The sequence below is a fragment of the Roseiconus lacunae genome, from assembly GCF_008312935.1.
GTDB classification, from domain to species: domain Bacteria; phylum Planctomycetota; class Planctomycetia; order Pirellulales; family Pirellulaceae; genus Stieleria; species Stieleria lacunae.
Window position 1 is genome coordinate 942,231 of the sequence record NZ_VSZO01000001.1, and the last position, 12,961, is coordinate 955,191.

The window sequence follows — 12,961 nt, forward strand, 5'->3', positions numbered from 1 at the left end:
CGATGTCCAATCAATCTCCTTCGCTGTTGGGGGTCGTTTTGTGCGGAGGAAAGTCGATGCGGATGGGACGCGATAAGGCCGCGTTGCCGCTACCGCTACACCGACGTTTTGCCGGTTCGACGTTCCTCGATCATGCCTATCACCGTCTGCATCCCTTCGTCGAGTCCGTTGTTGTATCGATTGCCGAACCAAACAACGCGATCAGTCGACGTTATCCGACGATCACCGATTCTAGTCCGGGTTATGGCCCGATCGGCGGCCTCGAATCGGCACTTACCCACGCCGATCAACGTCAACTCGATGGATGTTTGTTAACCGCTGTCGATACGCCTTTCTTGACAGCCGATGACATTGGCGCGTTACGATGCGTCTTTGATCGAGATCCGACGATGATTGTTTGTGCCACAATCGATGACATGCCCACCGACTTGCGCGAGATTCAGGCGGGTCCGGATTCCTATTTAGTGACTGAGCCTCAACGACCACACTACGAACCGCTTGTCGCCGTCTATCCGACTCGCGTATTGCCCGTGGTTCGTAAAGCGATCGAAGAGCAACGGTTTGGCTTGCAGCGGCTTCTCGCCCAACTTTCCGCCCACCAGATCCGAATGTCATCCCGGTCACTACGCAATTTCAACACTCCTACCGATCTCCGCGCCCTATCTGACGATCCATGAACGATCCGTTTGCATTTTCCGATCCTGAATCCGCCCTGTTGGCGATCTCCGATGACTTGAGTGTCGTCACCGAAACCGAGACCACGGATGATCCGCTCGGACGTGTCTTGGCAAGGCCGGTGTTGGCCGATCGAGATAGCCCGGCCGCTGACGTATCCGCGATGGACGGCTACGGCATCCGGTTGGAAGATTTGAACGATGACCGTGATCTACCCGTCAGCGGTCAGTGTCCACCGGGGGCCGCACCGCCTGAAATGAAGCCCGGGCATGTGATACGAATCTTTACCGGTGCGGTCATTCCCGATGGCTGCGAGGCGGTCATTAAACGTGAAGACACCGTGGAATCAACGGACAGCATTCGCATACTTGCTGCCACCATTGAATCGACCGTCGCCGGAAGCCATATCCGCCGCGCCGGCGAGAACGCGGCCGCTGGCGATGCCGTCCTTGATGCCGGCCGATTAATCACGCCTGCCGTCACCGCTTCACTGGCCAATTTCGGTGTTACGGCGCCGGAGGTGTTTCGCAAAATTCGCGTTGCCATTCTGACGACCGGTGACGAAGTGGTTGCTCCGGAAGCCACGTCACTTGATCCATGGCAGCTACGCAACAGTAACTCCGTCGCGCTTCGCTCCATTGTTTCGCAACAGGCGTTAGTTCAGGTCGTCACGCACCAGCACGTGATCGATGATCGTCAATCGTTGTCCGCCGCTGTTGCTCAGGCACTACTTGCTGCGGACGTGGTATTGATGACCGGTGGCGTTTCCAAAGGTGACTACGACTATGTCCCCGATGTGATCGCCGAAGCGGGTGCGGAGATTCGCTTTCACGGCTTACCGATCCGTCCGGGGAAACCGATCCTCGGTGCGGTCGGCCCCGCCGGCGGATTGATCCTCGCACTTCCCGGTAACCCGGTTAGTGCGACAATCAATTGTCATCGTTTTGCGATACCCTTGATTCACAAGATGGCGGGTCGCCAACACTGGATGCGACAACCGGCGTTGGTCACGCTCGACGCTCCGCTGCGGAAAACGATTCCCCTTCATGCGATGCTGTTGGCTCGAATCACCGGACCGGGAATGGCTACGCTGGTCGAAAGCAAAGGATCCGGTGACTTGGTCGCGATGGCCAAAAGCGATGGCTACGTTTGCGTCTCTCCCCAAGAAGACTCGCCCGGACCGTGGCCAATGTTTCGCTGGTAGTCGCAGCGATCTGGATGACGTGGCGATCCGCGACAGCATCGTCACTACGCAAGTTGATGTCCGGCCGAATGGCATTGATCGTGATGCCGATTTGAATCCTAACTCCCCGAGTTCGAGAAGTTGCTCTGTCGTCTGCTCTGTGAGCTAATTGACCGCCTCGCGGCGCAGTTCCATCACCCGGATCGGATGCTCCGGATCGTCGTCCATCTGCACTTTGTGTTCGACGTAATCAAACGGATGCGGTTTGATCCACTCGCGGAATTCATTGCCGATGATCCGGCAGGGATCGCTCAAGAACACGACGCCGTCGGGAGCGAGATGCTGTTCGATGCATTCAAGCAGTTCCGGCCAAAGTTGCCGCAAGTAGGTCACATCGCTACCGAGCAGAATTGGAAATCGCTCGGGAAGCTCGTCCTGCCCAAAACGCAAACGCTGAATTTGGCAACGCGATCGCACCGGATAGCTACTCATCCGAACCAGGTGCAACGGGTCCTCGACGCCATCGGTCAGAACGACATCAGCCCCGCGAATCGCCGCGGCAATTCCTACATGCCCGGTTCCACAGCCGAGTTCTAGAATCGACTTGCCTTTCACGTCGATCGATTGAAGGAATCGGTCCAGACCTGCGGCGGCTCGCCAAGTTGTCGCCCAAAAGGGGTCGATCACGCCTTCTTCGCCGGCGTCTTGTCGCTCACATGCTTCGACCAACATCGCGTCGGGATCGCTCGCGACTGCCATTTGCCAATCGACACCGCCGACTTCGGTTTCTTGCCAGTGCCAATCCAACACCGCGTTGGCCGCATCGACCAATTTTTGCGGGATTTCGCTGATGTCTTGAGTGATCATTCGGCTGATCTTATCAAACCGAAGGAAACGTTCCTATCGAGCCTACTTGGTCAAAACCGCAAAGCGGATGTCGTTGACCTTCGCGTCCGGTAGCGATGACTGGATGCGGCGTAAGATCGCGCGCTTCTGAAACGTCAACTCTTGAATCGTGACAGAGTCGGACGCGAAGACCTTCAGCACGCCACGATTGAGTTTTCCGACCGTCACTTCGTTGGCGATGCCCGGGCCCACCAATTCGGCGATCACGCCCAGGAACTGATCGTTGGCCGCCGCCTGGGCGTACCCGCGGCGGGACATCAACTGGCTGACCAAATTCCCAATCCGCTGAGCACTTCGTTTCGCCTCGGGCTCTTTGGAACCCAGATGACGACGATTCGGCGATTGGGATCTTGATTTCCCTGGCGTTGCCATCGGTGACTAAACCGCCGCTTGCGCTTTCTCGGAGATCAGTTTTTCTAGCTTCCGCATGTCGGCGGCGAACCTGCGAATCCCGTCGGCTGTTTTTTCCGTCGCCATTGCGTCCTCGTTGAAGAGGAAACGGAATGTTTTTTCGTCAAGTTCCAAACGCTCGATGTCGCTTGAAGCCGCTGCCGACGCGTCGAGCTTCTTTTCGACCGGATCGGTCGACGATTGCAGTTCCGCCAACAGTTTCGGGCTGATCGTTAGCAAGTCGCATCCGGCGAGTTCGGTGATTTGCCCCGCGTTTCGGAAGCTTGCTCCCATTACCTCGGTCTTGTAACCGAACTTTTTATAATAGTTGTAAATCTGTTGAACCGACTGGACACCTGGATCATCGGCACCGCTGTATTCCTGGCCGGTCGACGCCTTGTACCAGTCATAAATGCGGCCAACGAAGGGTGAAATCAATTGCACGTTTGCTTCGGCACAGGCAACCGCTTGGGGCAACGAGAACAACAGCGTGAGGTTGCAATGAATGCCTTCATTTTCCAACTGCTCGGCCGCTTTGATGCCTTCCCACGTGGAAGCGATCTTGATCAACACGCGATCACGATCAATGCCTTCCTTCTTGTAAAGATCGATCAGGTGCCGAGCCAAGTCGATCGTGCCTTGCGTGTCAAAAGACAAACTCGCGTCGACTTCCGTTGAAACGCGACCGGGAACGATCTGCAAAATTTCCTTTCCGAACAGAATCAACACGCGATTGATGATCGCCGCGACACGCTCTGAATCCGACATCGACTTGGACGCGAACTCACCGATCGCCTGATCGATCAGGTACTCGTATTGAGGTTGCCCCGACGCGGCAAGAATGAGCGACGGGTTGGTCGTTGCGTCCTGAGGTTCGAACTCGCGCATCGACTCAAAGTCACCGGTGTCAGCGACGACGGCGGTGTACTGCTTCAATTGATCCAGTTGGTTGGCTCCGCTCGACACGTTTCTTTTTCCGCGGTTGGTGGAATTGAGTAACTAACGAAAACGTATGGGGTTATCGATCGCGCGACATCGGCATGATCACGTACGAGTATCCATCGTCCGTGCTCAAAAGCGCCGGTGAGGCACCGGTTTCGAATTCGAATTGAAAGGGCTGCTCGCGATCGAGAACTTTACAAAAGTCGGCCAGGTATCGGTGGTCCAGAGTCAGCGTGACCGGTTCGCCATCGTAGGCGACCGGCAATTCGATCTGCGACTGCCCGATGTCTTTGGTGCTCGCCTCTAGTTTCAGGGTCCCGTCCCCGAAGGTAAAGTCAATCCCGCGACTTTCTTGATCCGTCACGATCGATGCTTGACGCAAGGCAGCAAATACGGGGCCGACGGTCATATCCAACTGGGTCGCGTTTTCGCGTTGCGGCAACACCTGACGCCATGTCGGATAGCGGCCTTCGACCAATCGCGAATAAATCACGGCGTTCTTCGTTCGCAGCAACAGATCGCTAGCCCGGGCTGCGACATCTATGGTTTCGTCATCCGGATTGACCGCCCGCTCCATCAACTGGATCGCTCGAGTGGGCACGATCGTATTGTTGCCCGTCGTTTCATGACCGCCTACCGATTCTCCCTCGCCTTCCATACAAGCCAACCGGCGACCGTCTGTGCCGACCGCCGTGACCTTGCCCTCGGTCAGTTCCAGCAGCACGCCGCCAAGTGCGAAACGCGTGTTGTCGGTATCGGTAGCAAACACCGTTCGGCGAACCATCGTGCGGAATAAGCGGGCCGAGAGGACGTGGTACTTTTCCTCTTCGAATGAAATCACCGGCGGGAATTCATCGGGATTCCCGCCGGGAAGATTAAATTTGCTGCGGTCGCCTTTGAGCAAGATCCCCGTGTCGTCAGTCTCCAGCGTGATCGTCTCGTCATTGCTTTCCCGTAGGATCGCCATCGTTCGCTGGACCGGTAGCAAGGCCGCTCCCTCGGTCTCGATCTCAACCCCCTCCTCGACCTCCAGACGAATGCCAACTTCCATGTCGGTGGCCGTGAGTACCAACTTTCCGCCCGTGGCGGTGAATTTTACGTTCGTCAGGATTTCTTTCGGCGAACGAGCCGGCGCAATGCTAGCAGCGAGGGAAAAGGCGTTGGTCAGAGGCTCACGGGCACACGAGATTTTCATGTTGCGATGCAAAAGCGAAAGGAAGAATCATCTGCTGCCTCCATGTTGTACCGGATCTGGCTCGTTTCGGTAGCGTAGGCTTGGGGTGCGTGTTCCCTTCAACGATGGAACACGGTGCTAGCTCTTATTCTTGTATTAGATTTCTTTTTATCGTCGTCGTCATAATGCGGCCCCTAAAAGTGTCAGCAAGTCACATTCAGCTATCTCATCCTTTTTGCTAGTAATGAGTTAGGGGCATGAATCGACAGTGGAAAACCCGTCGGTCCACTGTCCGCGTTTGGTTGAAAAATCGCTGATGGGCTGACACTCGCTAACAGCCGAGGTACGCGGGGTCAGAGCACCAACAGCGACGTCGACGAATCACTGACACCACTTCGACAAGTTTTCCACGAAGTGAGTCGATCGAAAAAGTTCTTCAGCGAGCTCAACAATGATAGCAGTCAAACCGTTTATCGGCATTTAGAGCAGTCTGCTGGGGGACATAGCACCGGTTGACGTGGTCGATTTCACATGGTGACAGGGTTCTTAAAGTGACAGGGGCGTTCGAAGGTCGGGTTCCCGCAGATTTTGCCAGACACATTTGCAAGGATTGCTGGGGCCCGTCCAGTGACACACACAACTTTGGGTTGGGCCGTTGGGAAGGCAGCGACGGCGTTTTACGATTCAGAGTCCAGACGCCCTAACACTCGGCCCATTCCGCTCCCGCGTCGGATTTTCAGAAACGCCAGACAAACTGCCAGCCAGAGATAGAGTGCCAGAGGGGACAGAGCAATCGCCCACCGCCCAGCGTTCAAGCGGCCAACTTTTCTTTGGCTTCGTGAAGAATGCGGCTCAGATCGGCGTCGCTTTCCAGAAGAGTTTCGGTCTTCCGAATGGCATGCAACACCGTCGAGTGATCTCGTCCGCCGAAGTATTCGCCGATTTTATCGAGGCTACAGGGTGTCAGGCGACGAGCGAGCAACATCGCCAGGGACCGTGCGCGGACGACGGATTGCTTACGTGATCCGCTTCGTAGGTCACGGGTGCGGTGTCCCCAAATCTTGGCGACCGTCCGCGTGATCTTGCCCAAATCGAGATCATTTTGGGCACCAGCCGCATTGATCGCCGATTGAATGGCCGCCACGTCGACCCTGGTTTGGGTCATGCGGCAGTGCAAGTCGACTTGGCGGATCGCCCCATCCAGACTGCGAGCGGAGACATCGGGGCGAAGTCCGGCTTCGAGCAATCCGAGGTGTTCATCACTGATTTCAACGCCTCGAGCGATTGAGTATTCACGCAGAATCGCCAACCGGCTGTTGCCTCGTGGATAGGCGATCGGAATGGTAAGACCGAGCACCGATCGGGAAGCCAGTTGTGGGCGGATCGAGCGTGTTTCCGTTGGGAGACGACGGCTGGTCAAAATCGTCGGCAACCCGTTCTCGATCCGCTGATCAATCCGAATCGTCAGTTCGTCTTGGGCGGCCGTTTTACCAGCTATTTGGTGCAGGTCATCGATGACCAGAACGTTTGCCCGGTCGAGGGCATCACGAAGGGGCGGAAGATCATCGGCGGCAACCGCTTCGGCATAGTCTCGGGCAAAATCAACAGCGGAGACAAATTTAACAGCGGTGGGATCGTCGGCACGAGCCGCTTCGGCGGCACCACGGGCGGCGAGATGAAGTGCGAGCGTCGTCTTGCCGGCTCCCTCGGGACCGATCAATAGCATCGGCCCGGCTGACCAAACGGAAACTTCCGACTGACAAACAAACGCGGCGAGCCTGTTTTCTTCCCCGGCGACAAAGACCGGAAGCGTAGCGCCAGCGGCATCGACCGACAATTTGCTATCCCGCGGACGTTGACGGAGCAACGGCCGTTCGATGGGAAAGGTATCGATCGGAAGTCTGACGGGTGAATTCACGAAGTCACACGGAAATGGGGCACACAGGATCAGCGAGCGGAAGGCGGTCGGGCAGATCTCCGACAACCGAACGCGGATCTTCGTTGGTGTGAGCGGTGCCGGCTGACAATCACCGACACCCCAAAGGACGCCCTATTCTAGCCCTATCGATGGATTTGCAAGTGACTTTTCCACGTAGTTTTCAACAATCTCTTACGATCTTAACTTGTTGTAAATACGGCAGATACGTTCGGAAGCATCGTCGATTTCTTGTTCCGTGGAGAACCGGCTGACACCAAACCGAACGGCGCTCGATATCGCCCATTCGGGGCATCCCATCGCAGTCAAAACGTGGCTCGGTGGGCTGCTTCCGCTGCTACAGGCCGATCCGCTGCTGCAAGCGACTCCGGCCATGTCGAGCGCCATCAAAATCGATTGCCGGTCGATCCCCTTTGCTGAAATGCAAGTCGTGTTAGGTAAACGATTTACGCTACAGCCGTGGACTAGGACCCCGGCGACCCCGGCCGTCAGATTCGATTCCAGTCGATCGCGAAGGCTGACCATAAGCTGACGATTCACTGACAGGTTTTCCACGGCAATTTGAATCGCCTTGGCCATCCCCAGGATCAGCGCCACCGGTTCGGTGCCGGGGCGGGATAGCAATTGTTGTTCGCCGCCGAAAAGTCCCGGCCGAAGCTTGATTCCTGGTGCGAGCAAGAGCGCCCCAACACCAGCGGGGCCATGAAATTTATGCGACGTCACCGTCACCGCGTCGGCGCCGAGTTCGGCGATGGACACTTTGACTTTGCCGATCGACTGAGTCGCATCGACGTGCAATGATGCAGTCTGGTGTCGGCACCGCCGGGCGATCGCTTCGATCGGTTGAATCACCCCGGTTTCATTGTTGGCTGACATCACCGATACGATCGGCGAATCGTAGCGATCGAGTAATTCGTCAAAGTGATCGAGGTCGACGACTCCATTGTCACGGACGTTGATCACCGCGACTTGCCGCCCCAACTTTTGTTGCTGCTCGGCGAACTGCAAAACACTGGCGTGTTCGATGGCGCTGACGATCAAGGGGGAATCGGGTTGGCCGAGTCCACCGAGGGCAAGGTTGTTTGATTCGGTACCGCCACTGGTCATGATCAACCGGGGCCCACCGGGAACATTCACCTCGGCGCCGAGTGCATGGCCGATCGCGACCATGGCTTGATCGATTCGTTCGGCGGCAGCACGCCCGAGTCGGTGCAGACTGGAAGCATTGCTCGGTCCGCGGCGCATTTCCTCGACCACCGTCTCGATCACGGCAGGATCGACCGCAGTGGTGGCGTTATTATCGAGATAGATCATGACCCAGAAGGCGGTATTTTGTTAGGCGAAGTCTTTTCTTCCGCGGCCACGTCTGACTTTGCTGACTGCATGTTGATCTGCCGCAGTCTTTCGGCGTCGGGATAGTCTTGGAGTGCTTCGCGGAGTAGTTCCTCGGCGAGGGGGGCTCGATCAGCCAATCGCAGGTCGGCGATCAGAGAAACATATTGCCCGACCAGTAATTCATCGGCGGCGGTTTGAAATGAAGCGGCGTCATCATCGCCGGGAAAGCTACGAGCTAATTCGAGGAGTTCGGGAATGAGCACGTACAACTCTCTTTCGGCGAGTTGTTGAACGGTGGGCCAAAGCACGGCGGCCCGATTGGGATGATCGGAAATCCAAGAGACCCAGTAGAGGTTGCCGGACAAACCACCGATCCGCATCGAATCGACCAGGAGCGATGCCAGAGCTGGGGTCAACGTGGGCCCCCTTCGCAGGGAAACGAGGTGCCAAGTGTTGGGTTTTCGGCCGCGAGGAATGGTGACGAGCGATTGAGTCCGCAATTGGCGGGCTAGCTTATCGTTGACCACCGAGCGACGGATCGGCGAAATTTGGATCTCTAAATATGGAATCTCGTAAAAGGAAAACTCACGAGTTTGAAAATGGCTGGGTGCGAATTCGTAGCCGCTTACGTTTCCTTTGAACAAGACAAACCCGCCGACCAAGATCACGGTCATGATCGAAGACACGCTGATCATCACGCCCCGCGAGTGGCGGAAGCGACGGGTAGTCGGTGGACTCGTTGATGAAGAAACCGATGTGGACACGGTGGCGATCGAAACAAAGAGGCAATTGAAGCAAAGATCAAGAAAAACCAGGCGTTGCCACCCCCGGCAAACGCCGTCAAAACGTTAAGATCACACCAAAAGTCGGTCCGGCGAACCAACCCGTTGGCATTCCAACACGTTTCGAAGCGTCCTTCAGTCTACGCGATGCAGCACTTTCAGTCGTACCGAAACGCCTTACAACGGTTGGGCGAAGATCGCCGGGGACATCCGTTATCGCGGTTGCAACCACCCTACACCCGTTGTCGGCGTCCTTACAGTGTCGTCCAAACGGAGATCGGCTCGAATGTTGATGCTGACCGGAACGCGATCGCTTCCAGCGGCCAGCCGGCCGAAGACGAGGATCCGCTTGATCGGCGGATGCGTCTGGAAGCGGTGTTATTACTGGCGAAATCACCACTGACGACCCGAAAACTGGCACAAATGGCTCACTTGGCGGACGGTACGGAGGCTCGTACACTTGTCCGCCAATTGAATCAACTTTACGACGAACTGGGCAGAGCGGTCAGAATCGAACAGGTCGCCGGCGGTTATCGGTTGTTGTCCCGGGCAGCTTATGCTCCCTGGCTCGGCCGACTTGAACATTTGCCTTCAGCAATTCGGTTATCATCGCCGATGATGGAGACGCTGGCAGTGGTTGCCTATCGAGGACCGGTTTCACGCGCCGACGTGGAAGCGATTCGCGGGGTCGCGTGCGGCGAGTTGTTGCGGCAATTAATGGAACGCGATTTAATTCGAATTTCTGGACGGAGCGAAGAACTCGGTCGACCGTATCTATACGATACAACGAAATACTTTCTGGAAGTCTTCGGGCTTCCATCCACCGACGCACTACCACCGATCGACTGGGATCCTCTTACAGAGACCCCGGCTGAATCGGACCCCAAATCATCGACTTCAAATTTCGACCTCTAGTAATATCGACATCAAGAAGGAGTCAGTCGTGAGCCTTGTTGCCTCGTCTGGAGCCAGCACCGCGTCTGGAACCAAAACTAACGATCCGATCTCCGCCGACTTTTGGTGGGGGATTGAGCCCATGCATGGCCCCTTCGTTTCAGGCCAGCTTGAACAAACCGTTGCACAATCAAGTTTGGTCGCTCATCCATGGGCCGTCATCGAGGATGAAGAAGACGAATTGTACGAGGGTGAGCCCGACTACGATGACGACGACGACGATGATGAAGATGACTGGGACGAAGTCGACGACGATCTTGATGACGACGACGACGACGATGACGAAGAAGATCTCGACGACGAAGACGACGAGGAAGATGATGACTGGGAAGAAGTCGACGACGAGGACGACGATTTCTCAGAAGACTTCGACGACGAAGATGACGATGACTGGGATGACGACGACGATGACTGGGAAGAAGACGAGGACGAAGAGGATTGGGACTGACCGGTCACTCCGTGCGAACGATCAGTCAGTCAAGACGGAATAGTTCGCGAAGGGCTTTGACGAGCCCTTTTTGATGGCCTTCGGCGGCGTCCTCTTTGAGTGACGCTAGCGGTGGGTGCAGCAGCTTGTTGATGATCCGGTCCAGGCTTTTTTCGATCTCACCGTTGATCGCCGGCTCACCACCGAGTGATTCCAATTTGGGCAGTAGCCGGCTGAGTTCGTCCCGCTTGATTTGTTGAGCTTGTTCGCGAAGCCGTTTGATCACTGGGCCGGTGGCGCGATGGTTCAGATCGGCGAGTAACCGCTTGGTTTCCTCGGTAATGATCCGTTGTGCCTTGGGCCATTCCTTTTCCCTCTCGTGGCGGTTTCGCTGACAGGCGGCCTGCAAGTCATCGATTTGATAGAGGTAAAGATTGGGAAAATCATCCAGACCGGCATCGAAGTCTCGAGGGACCGCTAAGTCAAGCGCTAGTAAGACTCGGTCCTTCCGGCGAGAACGCAAAGATTCAAATTGTTGACGTGTCAAAATTGGTTCGGGAGCGGCCGTCGTGCCGACGATCAGATCAGCCTGAACGACTTGATCTAAAAACGTGTCCCAAGGGGCGTAGGTGACATTGAAGGCTTCGGCCAGCGTCTTTGCCCGTTCCAGACTCCGGTTTAAGACAACAACATTATTGGCGCCCGCTTGGATCAAGTAGCGAAGTGTCTCCTCGCCCATCTCGCCGGCACCGCAAATCAGCACGCGTTTGCCGACCAAGCTGTCGAAGACCTCAGGAACAACTTCACCGACGGCAACACTGGGAACACTCACCCGGCGGCGATGGATTTCCGTTTCCGTTTGCACCCGTTTGGCGGCATGATTGGCGCCTTGAAAGACGGCGTGGGTCAGCGGGCCGGCGGATCCCAATTCGCACGCCAACTCGTACGCCTGTTTGACCTGAGAAAGGATCTGTGACTCGCCGATCACCATGCTGTCCAAGCTAGCCGCGACGGTAAACAGGTGCTCGATCGCTTCGTGCCCGCTGCGATAGATCATCTTGTCCATCACATCGTCCGGCCGAAGGGCATGTTGTTCGGCCAAGAAAGAAACGATGGCGTCACGGCCCAGGGCACCGCTATCGTCGGCGGTCGTGTACAGTTCGGTGCGGTTACACGTGCTGATCAGCACCAACTCGCCATCGGGAAAACGATTGCGAAAGGCGTCCAGGGCTGTGCCGATTTGCTCGGTCGAGAAAGCCACCCGTTCTCGAAATTCAACAGCGGAATCGTGGTGGCTGCATCCAATCATTTGCAGCTGCATTAGCTCACCCCGTGCGAACTAAAGATGACGCTTGAGAGCGCCAACAGCAAAAATCCAAGACTGGCCAGTGTCATGTAAAACGCCTTTCGGCCTCGGCTCGCCGGTCGATAAAAGAACTCCGTCGCGGCGGCGACACACAGCCATGCGAACAACACCAAACTTAAGATGATGCCGCTGTCGGTCCAAATCAATCGATTGTTTTGGTTGAGATTCATGATCATGCCGGCGATCACACCAATGCCGACCGAAATCGTGCTGACAAGTAGCGATTGACGGTTGGATCGATCGAGAGTTTCCAGCGTGGGAAGTCGAAATCGGCGAGAGCCGGCACGCTTGAGTTTCAATCGCCACGATTGAACGAGGTACATCACTCCGGCGAGGAAACCGACCAAGACGGCGCCGGTTCCGAGCAACATGGCCAAGCCGTGAATCGAGGCCCAGACGTTTGTCGCCCGATCTCGCGAAAATGGTTCCCATCCACCGACCAAGATTCCCAATCCGATCGTCGCCAAAATCAGCGGCAAAAAGAAAAAGCTGATGATCGTATCGCTACGGCGAACATACGCGACGGTGAAAAAAATCGCCAAGCCGAGCGCGAGTAACAGCGACCACTCCGCCCAACTGGACAGTAACCCCTGCTCCTTAGTGACGTCGCCTTCGAGAACCCGCAAAAATAGAAAACTGATTTGGGTAAACAATCCCAACCCCATCATCATCAGCACCGCCGCCGAGCGCGCGCCAAAGTTAAACACCAGCCGTGACAGCTCGATCAATAATGCGAGCAGGTAACTGGTGAAGAAGCAGGCGACGGAAATCTTGTTCAGGATTTCAAACACGAACGCCAGAACTTGGTGGGCGGGAACGGAAGGTAGGCAACGGAACGATTTCGATGGGCAATTCAATCGTGCGAGAAAAGATACGCCCTTCCTTTGTGTC

The 12,961-nt window shown here is 56.1% G+C and carries 13 protein-coding genes; 4 read left to right on the top strand and 9 right to left on the bottom strand.

Annotated elements, in window-relative coordinates; all coding sequences use genetic code 11:
* Positions 1 to 2 precede the first annotated feature (2 nt).
* Together mobA and FYC48_RS03335 are read left to right on the top strand one after the other, a co-directional pair.
* Positions 3 to 677, top strand: coding sequence for a molybdenum cofactor guanylyltransferase (gene mobA, locus FYC48_RS03330; protein ID WP_149495239.1), 675 nt, complete (start codon positions 3 to 5; stop codon positions 675 to 677).
* Positions 674 to 1,879 carry a molybdopterin molybdotransferase MoeA gene (locus FYC48_RS03335; RefSeq protein ID WP_149495240.1) on the top strand — a complete coding sequence of 402 codons (1,206 nt, stop codon included), beginning with the start codon at positions 674 to 676 and terminating at the stop codon, positions 1,877 to 1,879. Before mobA ends, FYC48_RS03335 begins: the two co-directional genes overlap by 4 nt.
* Positions 1,880 to 2,023: 144 nt before the next feature.
* Here FYC48_RS03335 and FYC48_RS03340 read toward each other — a convergent pair whose 3' ends face one another.
* The 7 genes from FYC48_RS03340 to FYC48_RS03370 form a co-directional block, all read right to left on the bottom strand.
* Positions 2,024 to 2,725 (bottom strand): class I SAM-dependent methyltransferase, encoded by a 702-nt coding sequence (locus tag FYC48_RS03340; RefSeq protein ID WP_149495241.1) that lies wholly within the window; start codon positions 2,723 to 2,725, stop codon positions 2,024 to 2,026.
* A gap of 42 nt (positions 2,726 to 2,767) precedes the next feature.
* The gene (locus FYC48_RS03345) at positions 2,768 to 3,136 is read right to left on the bottom strand and encodes a DUF721 domain-containing protein (RefSeq protein ID WP_149495242.1); all 369 of its coding nucleotides are present in this window, start codon (positions 3,134 to 3,136) and stop codon (positions 2,768 to 2,770) included.
* A gap of 6 nt (positions 3,137 to 3,142) precedes the next feature.
* Positions 3,143 to 4,120, bottom strand: a complete 978-nt coding sequence (gene tal / locus FYC48_RS03350; RefSeq protein WP_149495243.1) for a transaldolase — start codon at positions 4,118 to 4,120, stop codon at positions 3,143 to 3,145.
* A gap of 52 nt (positions 4,121 to 4,172) precedes the next feature.
* Positions 4,173 to 5,291: a DNA polymerase III subunit beta gene (dnaN, locus tag FYC48_RS03355; protein WP_149495244.1), complete on the bottom strand. Its 1,119-nt coding sequence runs from the start codon at positions 5,289 to 5,291 to the stop codon at positions 4,173 to 4,175.
* A gap of 790 nt (positions 5,292 to 6,081) precedes the next feature.
* Positions 6,082 to 7,188: a helix-turn-helix domain-containing protein gene (locus FYC48_RS03360; protein ID WP_160149299.1), complete on the bottom strand. Its 1,107-nt coding sequence runs from the start codon at positions 7,186 to 7,188 to the stop codon at positions 6,082 to 6,084.
* 192 nt (positions 7,189 to 7,380) lie between these two features.
* Entirely contained in the window at positions 7,381 to 8,520 is a 1,140-nt protein-coding gene (locus FYC48_RS03365; RefSeq protein WP_149495246.1) for a cysteine desulfurase family protein, read from the bottom strand.
* Complete coding sequence (locus FYC48_RS03370; protein WP_160149300.1) at positions 8,517 to 9,236, bottom strand: hypothetical protein; 720 nt, start codon at positions 9,234 to 9,236, stop codon at positions 8,517 to 8,519. Before FYC48_RS03370 ends, FYC48_RS03365 begins: the two co-directional genes overlap by 4 nt.
* A 234-nt stretch (positions 9,237 to 9,470) precedes the next feature.
* Between FYC48_RS03370 and scpB the strand changes: the two genes are divergently transcribed.
* Both scpB and FYC48_RS27580 read left to right on the top strand, forming a co-directional pair.
* A complete protein-coding gene (scpB, locus tag FYC48_RS03375; protein ID WP_149495828.1) occupies positions 9,471 to 10,238 on the top strand; it encodes an SMC-Scp complex subunit ScpB in 768 nt (255 codons plus the stop codon).
* Positions 10,239 to 10,266: 28 nt separating this feature from the next.
* Positions 10,267 to 10,725 (top strand): hypothetical protein, encoded by a 459-nt coding sequence (locus tag FYC48_RS27580; RefSeq protein WP_160149301.1) that lies wholly within the window; start codon positions 10,267 to 10,269, stop codon positions 10,723 to 10,725.
* 25 nt (positions 10,726 to 10,750) lie between these two features.
* Here FYC48_RS27580 and hemA read toward each other — a convergent pair whose 3' ends face one another.
* Together hemA and FYC48_RS03390 are read right to left on the bottom strand one after the other, a co-directional pair.
* A complete protein-coding gene (hemA, locus tag FYC48_RS03385; protein WP_149495248.1) occupies positions 10,751 to 12,025 on the bottom strand; it encodes a glutamyl-tRNA reductase in 1,275 nt (424 codons plus the stop codon).
* Positions 12,025 to 12,861: a cytochrome C assembly protein gene (locus tag FYC48_RS03390; RefSeq protein WP_149495249.1), complete on the bottom strand. Its 837-nt coding sequence runs from the start codon at positions 12,859 to 12,861 to the stop codon at positions 12,025 to 12,027. Before FYC48_RS03390 ends, hemA begins: the two co-directional genes overlap by 1 nt.
* Positions 12,862 to 12,961 lie beyond the last annotated feature (100 nt).